At 60.6% G+C, this 18,789-nt stretch carries 15 protein-coding genes; 9 read left to right on the top strand and 6 right to left on the bottom strand.

The window, feature by feature from the left end; translation table 11 throughout:
* Positions 1 to 4: 4 nt before the first annotated feature.
* On the bottom strand, positions 5 to 1,273 hold the full coding sequence (locus ABH944_RS18630) for a cytochrome-c peroxidase (RefSeq protein ID WP_404608089.1): 1,269 nt from the start codon (positions 1,271 to 1,273) through the stop codon (positions 5 to 7).
* A gap of 258 nt (positions 1,274 to 1,531) precedes the next feature.
* Between ABH944_RS18630 and ABH944_RS18625 the strand changes: the two genes are divergently transcribed.
* A complete protein-coding gene (locus ABH944_RS18625; RefSeq protein WP_404608088.1) occupies positions 1,532 to 3,088 on the top strand; it encodes an acid phosphatase in 1,557 nt (518 codons plus the stop codon).
* A gap of 333 nt (positions 3,089 to 3,421) precedes the next feature.
* On the opposite strand, the gene ABH944_RS18620 is transcribed toward ABH944_RS18625, so the two are convergent.
* Positions 3,422 to 5,320: a potassium transporter Kup gene (locus ABH944_RS18620; RefSeq protein WP_404608086.1), complete on the bottom strand. Its 1,899-nt coding sequence runs from the start codon at positions 5,318 to 5,320 to the stop codon at positions 3,422 to 3,424.
* A gap of 292 nt (positions 5,321 to 5,612) precedes the next feature.
* On the opposite strand from ABH944_RS18620, the gene ABH944_RS18615 reads away from it, so the two are divergent.
* Positions 5,613 to 6,239 (top strand): ParB-like protein, encoded by a 627-nt coding sequence (locus ABH944_RS18615; RefSeq protein WP_404608085.1) that lies wholly within the window; start codon positions 5,613 to 5,615, stop codon positions 6,237 to 6,239.
* Positions 6,240 to 6,353: 114 nt separating this feature from the next.
* Here the strand turns inward: ABH944_RS18615 and rpoD are convergent, their stop codons facing one another.
* Together rpoD and ABH944_RS18605 are read right to left on the bottom strand one after the other, a co-directional pair.
* Positions 6,354 to 8,342 (bottom strand): RNA polymerase sigma factor RpoD, encoded by a 1,989-nt coding sequence (rpoD, locus tag ABH944_RS18610; RefSeq protein WP_404608083.1) that lies wholly within the window; start codon positions 8,340 to 8,342, stop codon positions 6,354 to 6,356.
* Between the two features lie 302 nt (positions 8,343 to 8,644).
* The gene (locus ABH944_RS18605) at positions 8,645 to 8,899 is read right to left on the bottom strand and encodes a hypothetical protein (RefSeq protein ID WP_404659438.1); all 255 of its coding nucleotides are present in this window, start codon (positions 8,897 to 8,899) and stop codon (positions 8,645 to 8,647) included.
* 101 nt (positions 8,900 to 9,000) lie between these two features.
* Between ABH944_RS18605 and ABH944_RS18600 the strand changes: the two genes are divergently transcribed.
* The 5 genes from ABH944_RS18600 to dapA all read left to right on the top strand — a co-directional run bounded on the left by ABH944_RS18600 (position 9,001) and on the right by dapA (position 15,523).
* Positions 9,001 to 10,428: an FAD-binding oxidoreductase gene (locus ABH944_RS18600; RefSeq protein ID WP_404608082.1), complete on the top strand. Its 1,428-nt coding sequence runs from the start codon at positions 9,001 to 9,003 to the stop codon at positions 10,426 to 10,428.
* Positions 10,429 to 10,525: 97 nt separating this feature from the next.
* The gene (locus ABH944_RS18595) at positions 10,526 to 11,632 is read left to right on the top strand and encodes an ABC transporter substrate-binding protein (protein ID WP_404608080.1); all 1,107 of its coding nucleotides are present in this window, start codon (positions 10,526 to 10,528) and stop codon (positions 11,630 to 11,632) included.
* Between the two features lie 52 nt (positions 11,633 to 11,684).
* A complete protein-coding gene (locus tag ABH944_RS18590; protein ID WP_097272396.1) occupies positions 11,685 to 12,782 on the top strand; it encodes an ABC transporter ATP-binding protein in 1,098 nt (365 codons plus the stop codon).
* A gap of 96 nt (positions 12,783 to 12,878) precedes the next feature.
* Positions 12,879 to 14,591, top strand: a complete 1,713-nt coding sequence (locus ABH944_RS18585; protein ID WP_404608131.1) for an ABC transporter permease subunit — start codon at positions 12,879 to 12,881, stop codon at positions 14,589 to 14,591.
* Positions 14,592 to 14,617: 26 nt separating this feature from the next.
* On the top strand, positions 14,618 to 15,523 hold the full coding sequence (gene dapA, locus ABH944_RS18580) for a 4-hydroxy-tetrahydrodipicolinate synthase (RefSeq protein ID WP_404608078.1): 906 nt from the start codon (positions 14,618 to 14,620) through the stop codon (positions 15,521 to 15,523).
* 15 nt (positions 15,524 to 15,538) lie between these two features.
* Here dapA and ABH944_RS18575 read toward each other — a convergent pair whose 3' ends face one another.
* Positions 15,539 to 16,366 (bottom strand): IclR family transcriptional regulator, encoded by an 828-nt coding sequence (locus ABH944_RS18575; protein WP_404608076.1) that lies wholly within the window; start codon positions 16,364 to 16,366, stop codon positions 15,539 to 15,541.
* 97 nt (positions 16,367 to 16,463) lie between these two features.
* On the opposite strand from ABH944_RS18575, the gene ABH944_RS18570 reads away from it, so the two are divergent.
* Both ABH944_RS18570 and ABH944_RS18565 read left to right on the top strand, forming a co-directional pair.
* On the top strand, positions 16,464 to 17,624 hold the full coding sequence (locus ABH944_RS18570; protein ID WP_404608074.1) for an alpha-hydroxy acid oxidase: 1,161 nt from the start codon (positions 16,464 to 16,466) through the stop codon (positions 17,622 to 17,624).
* 84 nt (positions 17,625 to 17,708) lie between these two features.
* Positions 17,709 to 18,050: a zinc ribbon domain-containing protein YjdM gene (locus tag ABH944_RS18565; protein WP_404608073.1), complete on the top strand. Its 342-nt coding sequence runs from the start codon at positions 17,709 to 17,711 to the stop codon at positions 18,048 to 18,050.
* Positions 18,051 to 18,106: 56 nt separating this feature from the next.
* Here ABH944_RS18565 and ABH944_RS18560 read toward each other — a convergent pair whose 3' ends face one another.
* Positions 18,107 to 18,760: a DUF2278 family protein gene (locus ABH944_RS18560; RefSeq protein ID WP_404608072.1), complete on the bottom strand. Its 654-nt coding sequence runs from the start codon at positions 18,758 to 18,760 to the stop codon at positions 18,107 to 18,109.
* Between the last annotated feature and the right edge of the window lie 29 nt (positions 18,761 to 18,789).

Here is an 18,789-nt window from a genome sequence, read left to right as displayed (position 1 = left end):
GCCCTTACTTCGCGGCCTGATACCCATCCGTCAACGTATTCAAGAACGCGACCACGTCCTTGATGTCCGCCTCGTCCAAAGCAGGCTTTTCACCGGGCTTGCGATCAAACGGCGGTTCGGTATTCACATTCGCCCAGTAACGCCTGGGCAAGTCGTCGAACTTCTGCACCTTGCCGTGAACCGTCGGATAAAACTTCTCGGGGTTCGTATCGCGTTGAACATAGAAGCGCACGGCTTCGTCCAGCGAGTGATAGATCCCGTTATGGAAAAACACCTTGCGTGTGGCCACATTGCGCAGTGACGGTGTCCTGAAGATGCCGCAATACTCCGGCTGACCCTTCAGGTCCTGACGCTCCGGACCGCACGCGCCGAGGTCGAAATACTTCGGGTCCTTGTTGATAGGCAGCGCCCGGTTGCGCGGCACGCCCAACGCAATCAAACCGAAGTCGCTGAACTGGGGCGGCGAGCCATCCTTTGCGCGCTGGCTGATATGACATGCAGCGCAATTGCCCTTCTTCTCATCGTTGAATAATTCGAGCCCACGCATTTCCGCTTCGTTCAGTTTCGCCTTGCCGGCCAGGAACGCATCGAACTTGCTGGTGTACGGATAGAACTTCTGTGGCGTCTGCTCGAACGCTTCAAGTGAACGGAGGATGGCGTCGAAGGCTTTTTCGTCGTTGTCGAAAATGGTCGCGCCGAACGCTTCACGCAGCTCTCCCGCATACGGCGCGGCCTTCACCGCCGCGACCACTTGCGCCGGCGTGCTGCCCATTTCAAACGACGACGTCAGCGGAATCCGCGCCTGATCCGCGCCATGATCAACACGGCCGTCCCAGGTCAAACCACCGGTAGGACCGGCGTCGACACTTTCGTCGCCTTCGTCGTCGGAATCGTGGAAATGCTGCGTGAATTGCGGCACCGATTGCAAATAGCGCAGTGACGGCACCGTGCGAAATCCCGGCCGCCGCAAGTCGCTGCCGCCCAGTTGCACCGACAACGCGTTAGGCGGTCCGAACGCGTGATCGGGGCTATGGCATGACGCGCAAGCCAGTTTGCGGGACCCGGACAACGACGGGTCGAGGAACATCTTTTCTCCCACCAACGTCATCTGCCTGACCTGCGTGAAAACCTGCGCGCGAGTTTTCGCTTCGCCTGCACTGTAAGACACGGCAGGCGTTGCCGTTGAAGCAGCGTGCGAATCGCAGCCGGTCAGCGCGACGGCTGAAACACAGATTGCGGCCAAGGGCAGCAAGAGAGAAGCGATGGATGGCATGTGCGTAAGGCATTGGAGGGAAGCCTAAGCCTATGACGTTTATGTGTCACATCAATGACATGACAAAAGCCATTCGTTTATCTGATGCAACCTGACATATTCTTACTTATTGAAATCTATATTAAATGTTCCTGTCAAATGTCATTGGGACACTGCGGCACCGGCAAAAATCGCTCGACGGCTCAAGCAACGCCTGGCGTGAACCAAACGGTACATAGCGATTCCCTCGCCGATCCCCCAAACGACAGAGACCTATCGATGAACAAGAAACTCGTCCTCGCCGTGCCACTCACGGCGTCGATCGCACTCGGCTTATACGCGTGCGGCGGCAATGACGACAACCATGCCGACCTCAACTCGGTGAAAAACATTGTCGTGATCTATGCGGAAAACCGCAGCTTCGACAACCTCTATGGCAACTTCCCGGGCGCCAACGGCTTGCAGAACGTCACCGCTGCAAGCGCGCAGCAGCTCGACCGCGACGGCAGCGTGCTGGCCACGCTGCCGCCAATCTGGAACGGCCTGACCGCCACCGGCGTGATGCCTGCCGTGACCCAGGCCATGACGGCGAACCTGCCGAACTCGCCTTTCGCTATTGACGACCCGGCGGGTTTCAACACGCCTTTGTCGCTGACAACACGCGACCTGTATCACCGTTTCTATGAAAACCAGATGCAGATCAATGGCGGCAAGAACGACAAGTTCGCCGCGTGGGCCGACTCGGGCGGCTTTGTCATGGGTCACTACAACACCAACGCCGACAAGCTGCCTCTGTACAAGATCGCCCAGCAATACACGCTCGCCGACAACTTCTTCATGGGCGCATTCGGCGGTTCGTTCCTGAACCACCAGTGGCTTGTCTGCGCGTGCACGCCGATCTATCCGAATGCGGACAAGAGCGTGGCGTCAGGGTCGATTTCATCGGTGAACGCCGACGGGGTATCGCTGAAACTGACGGCCGCCTCGCCCACTTCCGCCATCACGGGTATCCCGAAGTTCGTCAACTCGGGCAACCTGACGCCGGACTTCTACGCCATCAATACGATGCAGCCGCCGTATCAGCCTAGCGGCAACACGCCGGCGACAGGCGGCGATCCTGCACTGGCCGACCCGGCTGTGGCGACCACATTGCCGCCGCAAACGCAGACGCATATTGGCGACCTGTTGAATGGCGCGAACGTTTCGTGGGCCTGGTACGGCGGCTCGTGGGGTGCGGCATTGGCGGATCGCACGAAGATCAGCGGCTCGACAAATTCAGTACCGAACTTCCAGACGCATCACCAGCCGTTCAACTATTTCGCCGACCTGGCGCCGGGCACGACGAACCGCGCGCAGCACTTGCTGGATGGCGGCACGGACGGCGCGGGGTTCATCGCTGCGATCGATGCAGGCACCTTGCCTGCAGTGTCGTTCTATAAACCGCAGGGCAACTTGAACGAGCACGCGGGTTATACGGACGTGGCTTCAGGCGATGCTCACATCGCAAATGTGATTCAACATCTGCAGGCGAGCCCGCAGTGGAAGAACATGGTCGTGGTCGTGACGTACGACGAAAACGGCGGCTTCTGGGATCACGTCTCGCCACCCAAGGGCGACCGCTGGGGTCCGGGTACGCGCATTCCGGCGCTGGTGATTTCGCCGTACGCGAAGAAGGGTTTCGTCGATCACACGCAATACGATACGACGTCGATCCTGCGCCTGATCACCACACGGTACTCGTTGCCGAAGCTGCCGGGCCTGACGGCACGCGACGCAGCAATGGCCGCGGCAGGCGGCAAGCCAATGGGCGATCTGACGGCTGCGTTGCAGTTCTGACGCTGAGGTTTTAGATGGCGGCTCGCTGGGCGCCGTGCTGATTGAAGCGCGATGAGGTTGTCTGCTCATCGCGCTTTTTTTGGGCGTGCGCAACCGTGCCAGGATCACGTCCTATAGGGACCGCTTGCATGCGCTGTCGCCAAGCGCCGGGGCCTTCTTCGCGACCGAGAGCCGATCGCCGTCATTGCGGCAACGCAGTCAGGACGAGCCGGGGGATGAAAAGCGAAAGGCGGCAAACGCAGTGGCATGCCGCCCGTGACAGGCGTTGAGGCATCGCGCTCTCCATTCCTACGCCAGCCAAGCGGACCTGTCACGCCGCTTCCAGCACCGCCCTTACATATTGATCTGTCCGCCTAGCTCAACCACCCGATTAGGCGGCAAGCTGTAGTACTCCGCCGCTTGCGCCGCATTGCGGCCGAGGAACGCGAACAGCTTCTCGCGCCAAAGCGCCATCGCCTTGCTTTCGCCAGTCGCACGGATCGTGTCGCGGGCGAGGAAGAACGAGGTGTCGGCGGCGTCGTAGGTCCAGCCCGGAATCTGCTTCTGGATCAGCGTCAGAAGCACCGGCACATCGGGAATCTCCATGAAGCCGTGACGCACCCTGACCGCATAACAACCATCGCCAAGATCCTCGACCACGGCCTTGTCGGCGTCCCTGACATGGGGCACGTTGGCGGTTGTCCCGGCGAGAAAAATGTTCGTCTTGTGCAGCACGCGGTTGTGCTTGAGGTTGTGCATGAACGCCGTCGGGGTCATGCCGGCCACGCCGCCCGGGAACACCGCCGTGCCTTCAACACGCGAAGGCGGGTGACTGCTCCGGCACAGCGAATAAATGATGTCCTTGAGCGGCAGGTTCTCGGATTTCATCCGGTCGATCAGCGTTTCGCGTCCCTTGTGCCACGTCGTCATGACGGTGAACAACGTAGCGCCTGCGAGCAGCGGAAACCAGCCGCCGTCGAGCACCTTGCTGACGTTACTCGATACAAACACCGCGTCGACAACCGCGAGCGGCCCAATGACAAACGCCGTTGCCAGCGGCTTCCAGTGCCAGAGGCAATGCGTGATGAAATACATCAGCAGCGTGGTAAGCAGCATGGTGGAAGCCACCGCAATACCGTATGCGGACGCGAGGTTATCGGATGATTTGAAGTACACCACCAGAAACACGACAGCCGCATACAACGTGAGGTTGATAAACGGCACATAGACCTGCCCGATCTCATGCGTCGACGTATGGACGATCGGAATGCGCGGCAGGAAACCCAGTTGCACGGCTTGCTTCGTCATGGAGAACGCGCCCGAGATCACCGCTTGCGACGCAATGATGGTTGCCGCCGTCGCCAGGATAACGAGGGGGACAAGTCCCCAGCCCGGAGCCGACTCAAAAAACGGTTGCTTGAGCGTGCCGGGATGCATCATGACAAGCGCGCCCTGGCCGAAATAGTTCATGACCAGGCTCGGCCAGACGAGGAACATCCACGCCAGGCGAATTGGCTTTTTACCGAAGTGGCCCATGTCGGCATACAAGGCTTCACCGCCGGTCAGCGCGAGAAAAACAGAACCCAGCACAATAAACGCAGTGCCCGGGTTATGCGCCAGGAACGATATGGCGAAGGTTGGCGAAGCCGCCTCGAGAATAAGCGGATGCTCGACGATGTGCAGCAAACCCAACGCGGCCAGGGTCACGAACCAGACCACCATGACCGGCCCGAAGACCTTCCCCACCACACTCGTACCATGCTTCTGGATGGCGAATAAAACCGTCAGGATAACCACGGAAATGGGCACGATCCAGGCAGTGAGCTGGGCGTCGACCAGCGTCACGCCTTCAACCGCCGAAATGACGGAAATGGCCGGCGTAATCATGGAGTCGCCATAGAACATGGCGGCGCCGAACACACCGAGCGTCAGCAGGACGTTGCGCAGGCGCTCGGGGGCGACACCCGATGCGAGTGCCGTCAGCGCGAGAATACCACCTTCCCCGTCATTGCCGGCCCGCATCACGAAGCTGACGTACTTGAGCGTGACGACAAGCAGGATCGACCACAGGATCAGCGACACGATGCCAAACACATTAGGCTGACTGACTCCGCCCGCGGCCTTGAGACATTCTCTAAGGGTATAAAGCGGACTTGTGCCGATATCGCCAAAAACAACGCCTACAGCGCCGAGCATTAAAACAGGTGCAGCTTGTTCAACTTTGGTCGAAGTATTTGCGACGGATGCTGACATATGCCTTTCGCTCGTTTTGTTAATCATCACCGCTATCCGGGATCGCCCACAGGCTAACCGGTTTCATCGGCACGGACCTCAGCATTTACACCAAGCGCGCTTCAACATTCTTATTGCAACCCCATAACCATAACCGCGAAAAATGACGGTGAGTCATGTAAAAAACAAAATGCGAAGTACGCGCATTTGAATAGTGTGACCAGGACCAGCAGTACGCACGCGCCGCGCAAACTTGTTCGCTTGCACTTCGTCGGGTACGCTGGCCGCTTATTGAAGACCCTGCGGACACGCCATGAAAAAACTAGTCAGGCTGGAATTGCAGCAGATCCATCCGACGCAGATGACCGCCGGAATGCTGGAAGTCGATGAGAAACGCAAACACTTCGCGTCCCTGTCCGCGGAAGCATTGAAGCAGGCGCTCAAGGCCCTGCCTATTCCGGCCGTGTTGGGCCGGGATGGAACTCACTTCGCGACCGATCATCATCACCTTGCGCGGGCGCTGTTCGACGCCCAGATTAATTATGCTTACGTTGAGGTCATGGCGGACCTGTCGAAGCTGAAAGGCGATGCCTTCTGGCTGGAAATGGCGAACCGGCGCTGGGTGCATCCCTATGACGAGCACGGCATCCTGCACGGCATTGCCGCGATTCCGCCTAATGTCTCGGGGCTGATAGACGACCCGTACCGAAGCCTGGCAGCGTATGTGCGCAACGCCGGTGGCTATATTAAAACGCCGGAACCGTTTGCAGAATTCCAGTGGGCGGATTTCTTCAGGACTCGCGTCCGTTTGTGGAGCACGTCGTTTCAGTTCAGCGCCGCCGTGCAGCAGGGGGTGCATCTTGCCAGAAGTCCGGACGCGCTGGTACTGCCGGGGTTCTACAAAAGCAAGGCCGCCAGCGCGGGATCGCCACGCGCGTAACAATGCGCACCGTGAGCGGGCAAGCGTGGCGACAAACGGCGGATCCCCACGAAAAAACGCCGTTGGACCCTCTCGGGTTCAACGGCGTTTGTGCTTACGGCAACCCTCTCAGCCTTAATGTGCCAGGAACGAGCGCAGCTTCTCGGACCGGCTGGGATGCACAAGCTTGCGCATCGCCTTGCTTTCAATCTGGCGAATCCGCTCCCGCGTCACATCGAACTGCTTGCCGACTTCTTCCAGCGTATGGTCCGACACGGTGTCGATACCGAAGCGCATGCGCAGCACCTTCGCTTCACGCGGTGACAAGGAGTCCAGCGCGTCCTTGATCGCCAGACGCATGTCAGCGTGCATGGCGGCGTCGGCCGGGGATTCCGTGTTCGAATCTTCGACCATGTCGCCAAGCGTGGTGTCGCCGTCTTCGCCCAACGGCGTTTCGAGCGAAACCGGCTGCCGTGCGATCTTCAGGATGCTACGAACCTTCTCTTCCGACAAATCGAGACGAACCGCCAGCACCGACGGATGCGCTTCCTGCCCCGTCTGCTGCAAGATCTCCCGCGACACGCGGTTCAGCTTGTTGATCGTCTCGATCATGTGAACCGGCACGCGAATGGTCCGGCCCTGATCGGCGAGCGAACGCGTCACAGCCTGACGAACCCACCACGTGGCGTACGTCGAAAACTTCCAGCCACGGCGATATTCGAACTTGTCCACGGCCTTCATCAACCCGATGTTGCCTTCCTGGATCAGATCCAGGAAATGCATGCCGCGATTCACGTACTTCTTCGCGATCGAGATCACCAGACGCAGGTTCGCTTCCGTCATTTCACGCTTCGCCTGACGCATCTTGTGCTCGGCGGACGTCATCTGCTTGTTCAGCGCCTTCAGTTGCAACAGCGGCAGCATCAGGTTCGACTCGATCTGGATCAGCTTCTCCTGTTCGGCCTGAATGGCCGGCAGGCTGCGTTCCAGCGCCTTCCCATAAGCGCTCGAGGTCGCCGCATGACGCATGGTCCACTCGAGGTCCGTCTCATGGCCCGGGAACACTTCCACGAACCTCTCACGCGGCATGCCCGCCACGTCGACGGCGATCTTCAGGATACGACGCTCGATAGCGCGAACCTGTTCGACCTGCTCGTGCACCTCGGCGCACAACCGGTCGATGGTACGAGCCGTAAAGCGGATCGTCGCCAGTTCTTGCCGGATATGCTCCTGCACGCTCGGCCAGTCGCCGGTACGCGAATCGTCTGCGGTATAGGCCGCGTGGAATGCGTCGAAATGGTCGCGCACATTCGCGAAAATGGGCAAGCAGTCGCGCAGCAAATGCTTGAGCCGCGTTGCGTTCGCACGCGTGGCTTGCTCGTCTTCGCTCTCGCCGTCTTCGTCGTCGCTTTCCGACGCGAGTTCAGCCTCGTCGATTTCGGCTTCGTCGGTATCTGCTACCACGGCGTCTTCGTCGAGCGTGTTGTCCTTGAAGCCATCGACCAGTTCGTCGATGCGCAACTCGCCCGCGACGATCCTGTCCACGGTCGTAAGCAGCGTGATCACGGTTGAGGGGCACGTGAAGGCCGCCTTGATCATCTCGCCAAGGCCGTCTTCAATGCGCTTCGCGATCTCGATCTCGCCCGCACGGGTCAGCAGTTCGGTGCTGCCCATTTCGCGCATATACATACGCACGGGATCGGTCGTCCGGCCAAATTCCGAGTCGACGGTCGCCAGCGTGACCTCCGCTTCCTCGTCCGACTGCTCGTCCGACACCGCCGCGGGGGCGGAATCGTTCAGCAGCAGCGTCTCGGAGTCCGGCGCTTCTTCGTAGACGGCCACGCCCATGTCGCGGAAGGTGCTGACAATGGTTTCGATAGCCGACGTCTGAGCAAAGTTACCCGGCAGGTGATCGTTGATCTCTGCGTGGGTCAGGAACCCTTGCTGTTTTCCCAGCTGAATCAACGCGCGCATCTGGCGTTGACGCTCATCGGCCTGCTCGGGCGAGCAGACGCTTTCGTCTATTGGCCGCGACAACTTGTCCGCAGACCCACGGCGGGCTTTCGATTTTTTTGCAGGAACGCCGTTGCCGGCGGTAGATTCGGTTGGATCAAAACTTGTCATACATTTCCTCGACAGCTTTGCTCTGTAATAACAAACCAGTGCACAAGCGGTTAGACACGAGCACTACCGTGACGACCGACGGGATCATCACCTCGGGTTCAGCTATTCAGCTTATTCAGCTACTTCGATGCGTTGATTCGAGCAAAACTGAATCAGTTTGGAGGCGGGGCGCGCTAACGAGCGCAGTATTCGCGCGGGTCGTACAGTCTATAGCAACTTGGTTGCGGCTAGTGAGGTAAACGCCAATATCAGGCGTATCTAGTAGCCGAGCGCAGCAAAACTACAACATTTAGCTCGGACAATCACTCATTTGCGGACAAATCAGCCCGAATCAAGGCTGCAAAAGCCACTTCGGACAGCTCATCGAGCATGAAAAATACGGCATTAATCCGACCCCGATTAATGTCTTTGCCCGGCGATGGGACGATTCTCGACGACTTTGCGTAGCCGTGAGGCGTTTTTTTTTGTGTAGCAGCCCTCTCCCGGCCAACACAACCAACCCCGCCGACACATTCATTGGCGATAACGCCTACTTTAATCGCATTGCGATCAAACACATTTCAATGCGATTTTTTTCTACCTATTCTCTTTTCCATACGCGGCGCTTTGGATGACCTGCTGATCCGGGTGGCCGCCCGTGCCTATCGAGGAAGTCGACATGAAAAACGCCGCGGCGTTGATCGCAGCCCTGGAAGCGGAACTCGGAGCCGACGCGGTTTTGACAGCCGAATCCGACCTCGCGCCTTTCACGGAAGACTGGCGAGGCCGCTACAAGGGTCCGGCGACAGCGCTCGTCCAGCCCTCGAACACCTCGCAGGTATCGGCCGTCGTGCGCCTTTGCGCGGCGTACGGCGTGCCGGTCCTGCCGCAGGGCGGCAACACCAGCCTGTGTGCGGGCGCGGTGCCGGCGAACACGGGTGTGCCGCCGGTCATCGTCAACCTGACACGCATGCGGCGCATTCGTCATATAGATGCCGCCAACGGCTCGATGGAAGTCGAAGCCGGCTGCGTGCTGAAAACCATCCAGGACGCAGCCGCAGCCGAACATCGCCTGTACGCGGTGAGCCTGGGCGCCGAGGGTTCGTGCCAGATCGGCGGGAATTTATCGACGAATGCGGGCGGCACCGCCGTCCTGCGCTACGGCAACACGCGCGACAACGTGCTGGGACTCGAGGTCGTGCTCGCCGACGGCACCATCTGGAACGGCCTGCGCGCCTTGCGCAAGGACAACACCGGGCTAGACCTGAAGCATTTGTTCATCGGCACGGAAGGCACGCTCGGCATCATCACCGCGGCTACGCTGAAGCTGCATCCGCTGCCGGCGCAACATGCGCTCGCGTGGTTCGCCCCTGTCGATCCCCCGGCCGCGCTGACTATCCTCGGGTTGTTCCAGGCCGCGTGCGGATCGCGGCTCAGCGCCTTCGAGATGATCAACCGCCGCCAGCTCGAACTCGTGATCGAGCATGTGCCCGGCCGCCGCAATCCGCTCTCGGAACCGCATGAATGGCATGTGCTGGTCGAACTCGCAGACACCCACGGCGGCGAGGAAATGGCTGCGTTGCTGCAGCAAACGCTCGAACACGCGGCCGAAGCCGGGTTGATCCACGACGCCGTCCTTGCCAGCAACGAGACCCAGCGCGCCGCACTCTGGGAAATTCGCCATAGCGTGTCCGAAGCCAACAAGAAAGGCGGCGTGGGCCTGACGACCGACTGTGCCGTGCCGGTATCGGCGGTGCCGCTGTTCATCGAGCGCGCGACGCAAGCGGTGCATGCCATTGTTCCCGGGCTCGACCTCGTCGTGGTCGGCCACCTTGGCGACGGCAACGTGCATTTCATCCCCTTCTTCCCGTTCGAGGCCTGGCGCCAGCTTGCCGACCGCTCCGCGATGGCCAACACCATGCGCCGTTGCGTGAACGACGTTGCGCATGAATTGCGCGGCACGTTCAGCGCGGAGCACGGCGTCGGGCAAACCGGGCTGGCGGAAATGGCGCACTACAAATCCGCGGCCGAACTCGGCCTGATGCGTGCTGTGAAGCGCGCGCTCGATCCGGACAACCTCTTCAATCCGGGACGTTTGCTGCCGTGAGTTCGTACTGAAGTCGTGATTACCTGATCCGGGCCAAGAAGAAGCCCGGGCATTCGCCACTAGCGTTTCTGTTTCTATCCACACCCTTGGAGCCGACATGAAAAAGCAGTCCGTACGCGATGAGATTCAAGTGCTTGAACAACCCGGCCGCCGCACGGTCATCAAGACTGCTGTTGCCGGCGCTGCCGCCGTGGCGTTCCCGTTCGTCTGGACACCGTCGCGCGCGGCGAACAAACGGATCGTCATTCGTGACGATGGCGGCATCTACACCAAGGCGTACGGCGCAGTTTTCTACAAGCCGTTCACGGAGAAGACCGGCATTGAAGTGATTGGCGTGCAGGCCAACGCCGAGCCGACCGCGCAGATCAAGAGCATGGTCGAGACCGGCAGCTACACGTGGGACATGGCCAAGATCAGCCAGCCGGCCATCCTGCTGCTGACGGGCGGCGCCAAGGAGTACCTGGAGAAGCACGGGCTTGAAGCCGACCCGGTGATTGCGAAGATCCCGCAGCAATACATGTCGCCGTACGGTGTTGCCACCAACATCTATACGACCGTGCTCGCGTATCGCACCGACGCCTTCAAGGGCCGCAAGGCCCCCAATTCATGGGCCGATATGTGGAACGTCAAGGACTACCCGGGCCGTCGCGGGCTGCGCAAGTATCCCTTCGACACCTTCGAAGAAGCGACGATGGCTGCCGGCACGCCGCCCTCGCAGGTCTATCCGGTCAATTTCGACAAGGGCATTGCCAGTCTCGACAAGATCTCCAAGCACATCGACGTATGGTGGACCACGGGCTCGCAAGTCGAACAGATGCTGGGCTCCGGTGAAGTGGACATGATCAGCACGTGGGTGTCACGGGCGCAATCGGCTATTGCCAATGGCGCACCGGTGGCGATCGTCTGGAACCAGAACATCTGGGGTGTCGACAACTGGTCGATTCTCAAGGGCACGCCGAATGGCGCCGCCTGCCGCGAGTTCATCAAGTTTGCCTCCGATCCGAAACGTCAGGCCTCGCTGGTCGAGTATTTCCCGGCCGGTGTTACGCAGCCCGAAGCGTTTAACTACATCAAGCCGGAGATTGCGAAGAACTGCCCGACGTTCCCGGAGAACATGAAGAACGGCCTGCATATCGATGCGAAGTTCTGGCAGGAAAACCAAAGCGTCGCGCTCGAGAAGTTCAATAGCTGGATCCTGACCTGAGCGCTGTTTTCGTCGCTTCTCTTGTGTTTTTACCGCCACGGATGCCGATTCCATGCCTGCCTCGAACCTTCAAATCACGGGACTCTGCAAGCGTTATGGAGACTTTGTCGCCCTCGCGCCAACCGATCTCGATGTCGCCCAGGGCGAATTCCTGACCCTGCTCGGACCCAGCGGCTCGGGCAAGACGACGCTGCTCAGCCTGATCGCGGGGCTCGCGCAACCGGACGACGGCCAGGTGCGGATCAATGGCGTCGACGTGACGTACGGCGCGCCGTATGAGCGGGACATCGGCATGGTGTTCCAGAACTACGCGCTGTTCCCGCACATGACTGTGGCCGAGAACATTGCGTTCCCGCTGCAGATGCGCAAGACCGACGCCAAGGCGACGCGCGACAAGGTCATGCAGGCGCTGGAGATGGTGCATCTGCCGCACGTCGCGGGACGTTATCCGCGTGAATTGTCGGGCGGTCAGCAGCAGCGCATCGCACTCGCGCGCTGCATGGTCTACCGGCCGTCGATCATCCTGATGGACGAACCGCTTGGCGCGCTGGACAAGAAATTGCGCGACCAGATGCAACTGGAAATCAAGCGGATCCATCGGGACCTGGGCACGACAATCGTTTACGTCACGCACGACCAGGAAGAAGCGATGACCATGTCCGACCGTATCTGCCTGATGAACGCCGGGTCGATTGCGCAGCTCGGCACGCCAGCGGATTTGTATTTCCGCCCGAAGAGCGTGTTTGTCGCGGACTTCCTCGGCGAATCGAACCTGCTCGATGCGGTGGTCACAGGACGCAGCGGCGATCAGGTACAGATCAGCGTGCAGGGTGGCGCGAACGTCAACGCGATGGCGTACGACTCCGTGATCCGCGACGGCAAGCCGGTGAAGCTGATGCTGCGCCCGCAGAACCTGCAGATCCACGATGGACCGCCGGCTGCGTCGATCAATGGCGGCACGTTGTCGGCGAAGCTCACCGACATCATGGTCACGGGCAGCATGACGAAGCTTTACCTGCAGTCGCATATCAGCGATGCCCCGCCGCTCGTCGCGGCCTTTCCCACCAACCGGCTCGGCCGTCAGTACGAGATCGGGCAGACGCTCGGGCTCTCGTGGCTGACCGCGGACGCTGTCGCTATTGCGGGGTGAGAGATGAATCGTTCCGCCCTCGTTGCTGAGCAAATGCATCCCGGCGCGCCGCCGCCACGTCCTGCCCGATGGCGCGCGTGGCTGCGGCCCGGCGCGATGAGCGCACCGATCATCGTGTTGCTGCTGGTCATGCTCGTGTACCCCGTCGGCCAGTTGCTGCTGCTGAGCGTGCACAACGACAGCGGCTTTACGCTGGTTGAATACAAGCGGCTCTTTGCGTCGTCCGTGTATGTGGATGTATTGCTGATCACGCTGAAGGTATCGTTATGGACGACCCTCTTCTCCGTGCTCACCGGGTATCCGATCGCTTACCTGATTTCATCGCTGACGCGCGAACGCAAGAATCGCCTGCTGTTCTGGGTGCTGCTCTCCTTCTGGACCAGCTTTCTCGTGCGCACGTTCGCGTGGGTCGTGCTGCTCGGGCGCAACGGCGTGATCAACCAGGTGCTGCTGGGACTGGGCATTATCGACCGGCCTTTGAGCCTGCTTTACAACTTTTCCGCCGTGATCGTGGGCATGGTCCACGCGCTGATGCCGCTTGCCGTGCTGACCATGCTCTCGGTAATGGAGAACATCGACCGCCGCTTGCCAAGCGCTGCCGCCACGCTCGGCGCACGTCCGGGCACGGTGTTCTGGAAGGTGTATTTTCCGCTGTCGCTGCCAGGCGTCGCCGCCGGCGCGTTGATGGTGTTTGTCACGGCTATCGGCTTCTTCATCACGCCCACGCTGCTCGGCGGACGCCATCAGACCATGATCACGCAACTGATCATTGACCAGGTCATGCAGGCGTTGAACTGGGGTTTCGCGGGGGCCATCTCCGTGCTGTTGCTGGCCGTCGTGCTGCTCGTGTTCCTGATCTACGACCGCATGGTTGGCCTCTCCACCATGGCCGGCGACAGTTCGGCGGCACGCGGCCCGAAGCGCGGCGGCGGCTGGAGCCGAAAGCTCGGCGACGTGATTCTGACCGCGCTGGGCAACGCGACCGATGCAGTGATCAGCATCCTCCCCAAACGCAGCAAGCGCGCTGCCAAAGGCGAGAGCCTGACGTTGCGCGTGATCGTGATCCTGCTGCTTGTGTTCCTGAGCGCGCCGGCGTTCCTGATGATTCCGCTCTCGTTCGATTCCGCGTCCGGTCTTGCTTGGCCCCCGCATGGCTTCTCGTTGCAGTGGTATCGGCAGATCACTGATTCGCCTTTGTGGATGCAGGCCATTACGCGCTCCATGCTGGTGGGTATAGGCACCGGCATTCTCTCGATGTTGATCGGCACGCCCGCGGCGTTCCTGCTGGTTCGTGGCGGCATGAAAGGCAAGGCGGCCATGCTGGCTTTCATCCTCGCGCCTATCGTGGTGCCGCGCATGATCATCGCCGTAGGGGTGTTCTATTTCTTCGCGAAGATCGGCCTGATCGGGTCGTCGTTCGGCCTCGTGCTCGGTCACACGGTGGTCGCCGTGCCTTACGTGGTGATCACCATGATGGCTGTACTGCGCAATTACGACACGCGGCTCGATCTCGCCGCGCACAGCATGGGCGCCCGCCCGTGGGCCACGCTGCGCCGCGTCACGTTCCCTATTCTCGGCGCCGGGTTGATGTCGTCGTTCCTGTTCGCTTTCGCTACCTCGTTCGATGAACTGACCATCGCGCTGTTCTCGTCCGGCGGCTTGAGCACGACCTTGCCCAAGCAGTTCTGGGACGAAATCACGATGCAGATTTCACCGGTCATTGCCGCCGTTTCCACATGCCTGTTCGTCTTTATTGCAGCTTTGATCTGGGTGGCGGACCGACTGCGCCGACGCAGCCTCGCTTCTTGAATAACCTTGTTTTCCAGGACTAACTCATGCTTTCAGCACACCAACTGCGTGGCGTCTTTCCGGCCATTCCGACTCCCGTCAATCCCGACGACACCATCAACCCTGACGCCGCCCGGGCGCTCATGCGCTATCTGCTGAAGCAGGGCGTGGACGGAGTCGTGCCGCTTGGCGGCACTGGTGAATATGGCGCACTCTCGCGCGCCGGGCGCATTCGCATGGCCGAGATCACGGCGGAGCAGGCAGCGGGCAAGATCCCCGTTGTCGCGGGCGTGCTCGACCCCGGGTATCACGACGCGATGCAAGCGGGAAAGGACTTCGCAGCGGCGGGCGCCGATGGCCTGCTCGTGCTGACGCCCTACTACACGAACCCGACGCAGGGCGGCATTCGCGATTACTTCATGCGTTACGCCGACGAATCGCCGCTGCCTATTCTCATCTATGAAATCCCGTATCGCACGCGGATTGCGATCGCGCCCGAAGTGCTGCACGAGTTGTCGAAGCATGAGCGGATCATTGGCATGAAGGCGTGCAACACGGACATGTGGCATTTCCTGCGCACCGTCGCGGGCGTGGACGAATCGTTCGCTGTGCTGAGCGGCGAGGACACGTTGTTCCCGTTGCATGTGGCGGCCGGCGCGCGCGGTGGAATCGTGGTGACGGCAACGTTACTGCCGACCGCATGGCGAAAGATCTATCAACTGGCTGCAGACGGGAAGACGCAGGAAGCACTGACGTTGCATCGCTCGCTGATTCCGCTCATGAACATGGCGTTCGCCGAGACCAATCCCGGTCCGATGAAGTCCGTGATGGACCTGATCGATGTCCACGCGCCCGCGATGCTGGCGCCCCTGGTTCAGGCGGAGGCGGGGCTGTCGGCGCGCTTGCGTGTGGAACTGGACAAACAGCTCGACTTGTTTGAGCGCGGGCTTTGAAGCGTTGCTAAACCCTCAACGCTTGTAAGTCGACAGCCGCGCCTTCGAGATAGAGGTCGCGGCGACTTGCACGTGCTGCGCGAGTTCGGCTTCAACCCGTTCGATCGACCACCGTGAAGTGGGCACCGAAATGTTGATCGCGGCTACGGCCATGCCGCCGTGATCCGTGACCGGTGCGGCGACCGAAATATCGCCGAGCACGGTCTCGTTCTCGATCACCGCGTAACCCCGGCGCGCGACCTTGCGCACGCGTTCAAGCAGTTTGTCGGGATTGGTTTCGGTGTGGTGCGTGAGCGGGTCAAGTCGCGTTTGCGCCAGGATTTCACGCACGCGCTCGTCCGACAGACGCGACAGGATTGCTATGCCCGCAGCGGTGAACATGGCCGGCAAACGAGCGCCGACCACAATGTCGATGTTCACCAGATGCTGCCCCGGGAAGCGCGCAACGAACACGATCTCGTGGCCGTCGAGTTCCAGCAGGTTGGTCGTTTCGCCCAGCCGCCGGCTGATGTCGAGCAGATACGGAGAAGCTTTGTCGATGAGTTCGTTGGCCCGTACGTAGTTGTACGAGAACTGCAGCACCTTCGTGGTCAGGGCGTAGTTGCGCGTTTCGGGCACGCGGTAAAGGTAGCCGAGCACTTCGAGCGTGTGCACAAGGCGCTGTGTCGCGCTGCGGTCGAGGCCGGAGGCACGCGCGATATCGACGAGTGTCATGTGACGGCTCGGGCCGTCGAAGGCGTGCATCACCTGGAAGGCTTTTTCAGTCGATCCGACGAACAGCGACGAGCGTTGAAGAGCTTTCTCGTCGGGCTTTTCCGGCGTGCCAGCGGCGCTTTTTGACATGCTTGTGTGGGCTTTGAAAATATCGGATTGTGATTACCTCAATTGTAGTGCAATCGAATCGCGGATTTATGACCGATTGCCACTTCGTGGAGCACTGATGCTTGCCTCTGTCGCTGAATACCGGATCGCCGCACGGCGGCGCCTGCCGCGGCTTGCGTTCGACTACCTGGATGGCGGCGCCGAAGACGGGGACGCGTTGCGGCGCAATAGCCGCGCATACGGGCAGTGGCTGTTCAAACCGCGCGTGCTCACGGATGTGTCGCGCTGTTCAAGCGCCATGCATTTTTTTGGACGCGAAGCAGCCGCGCCGCTGATCGTGGGACCGACGGGACTGAACGGACTCTTCTGGCCACGCGCCGACGAACTGCTCGCGCAAGCAGCGAGCCGCGCGAACTTGCCGTTCGTGTTGTCGACCGCATCAACGTCGCTGCTGGAAGATGTGCGCGCGGCCGCACCGCAAGGCGACCTGTGGATGCAACTCTATGTGCAACAGGATCGCGGTATTGCGGAGGACTTGATGCGCCGCGCAAGCGCCGCGGGTTATTCAACCCTGGTTCTCACTGTCGATGTCCCCGTGCACGGCAAGCGCGATCACGACACGCGCAATGGTTTCCGCTTGCCGTTGCGCCTGTCGCCCAAGCTTCTCGCCGATTGCCTGACACATCCGCATTGGACCTGGCAAATGGCGCGCGCCGGTTCACCGCAACTGAGGAACATTGCGAAGAGCGTGGGCGAGCATGCGGACCTGTCGCGTCATGCCGCCATGCTGAGCCGGCAGATGGACTTGACGCTGGGCTGGACGGATCTGGAGTGGATAAGGCGACACTGGAGCGGCAAGGTGATCGTCAAGGGCGTCATGGGGGGGCAGGACGCGCTGCTGGCCGTCGCGCATGGCGCGGATGGCGTGGTGATATCGAATCATGGCGGCCGGCAGTTGGGGAGCACGTTCGCGCCGTTGGAGCTGCTGCCGGGAATAGTGGATGCAGTCCGTGGCAAGACGGAAGTCTTTATCGATGGCGGCGTGCGGCGCGGCAGCGACGCATTGAAGGCGGTCGCGCTAGGCGCACGCGGCGTGTTGCTCGGACGGGCGCCGCTCTATGGCCTGGCTTCTCGCGGTGCCGCCGGGGCCGGCGAAGTGCTCGCGCTGATGATGGAGGAGATGCTGATTTCGCTGCGCTTGCTGGGGTGCCAGGGAATGGGCGATCTCGGTCCGGCGCATGTCGCGCGCGATGATTCACATGGAGCGGATCCGGTTTAACAAAGCCATCAGGCCGCCCCTTATAATCCCGGCCGCCGGAGCCCGTTCGCGCCTCCTCGACTGTTACGATTATTTGAAGGAACCATGTCACCATTCCCAGCCTGCCCACTATGCGCGATGGAAAATACCTACGCGGACGCCGATCGCGTCATTTGCGCGGACTGCGGTCACGAATGGCCGGCATCGGAAGCCGCGCCCGCCGATGACGAAACGAATGCAGTCGTGAAAGATGCCAACGGCAACGTGCTGGCGAACGGCAACTCCGTGGTGCTGATCAAGGACCTGAAGGTAAAGGGCTCGTCGATCACGCTGAAGGTGGGCTCGAAGGTGGAGAGCATCCGGCTGGTCGGCGGTGACCACGAGGTCGACTGCAAGATGGACGCCGGCAGCTTTATGCTGAAAGCCTGCTATTTGAAGAAGGTTTAACGGCAGGCGCGAAGGCCATCGAACCGCGATGGCCTTCCATGACCCATCGCCAGCGTTCAACCTCCCGCTATGGGATCGCCTTGATCGTCGGTATCGAAGGTCTGCGACTGGAACGCAAAGAAAAACGCGCGCCATGTGTTGTCCGCATACGCGATCATCAGCGCGCCATCCTGATACACGCCGTTATCCTGCTCGTACGGCGCGCCGTTGCCCTGGTTCATATGGATGTCGTGAACGCCATTGCCCGGCACGAATTTGAAATACTGGTCCGGTTTGTTTTCTTCAGGACCCCATCTCGATCCAAACGCGTAAATGAGCGACCCTTCCATGGCCATCGCCGCCACGACCGCGCTTTCCAGTTTGTCTTTTAGGTCGTTGGTCGAGTCGGGCGCGTCGGCGGGCACGGGTGTCATCGCCTTCGTATCGACAAGGCCGCTGCGCACATAGTCAATCGCGAGACCACCCGGTGTGGACGGCAGCTTGGTGAAACCGGGCGTCAATGCGGCAAGACCGCTCGTCAAGGTATCGGGCAACGTGTCCCGCTCTTCGAACAGAACCGTTGAAGGCGCGTGCGGCGCCGACGACTTCACGTTCGATGCAATCCGGAAAATGGTCGTTCCTGCGTGGACCAGGATTTGATAGTGGTCGTCATCAGCGTTACGAAAATGACCGGTCACGGTGCCCTTGAGCACCCCATAGTTCACTGCCATGCATCCTCCTCGTAGTGAAACCTTGTATT

Origin of the sequence: Caballeronia udeis (genome assembly GCF_044909315.1) — a bacterium.
Lineage (GTDB): Bacteria > Pseudomonadota > Gammaproteobacteria > Burkholderiales > Burkholderiaceae > Caballeronia > Caballeronia udeis_A.
This window is presented reverse-complemented; position numbering and strand designations above follow the sequence as displayed.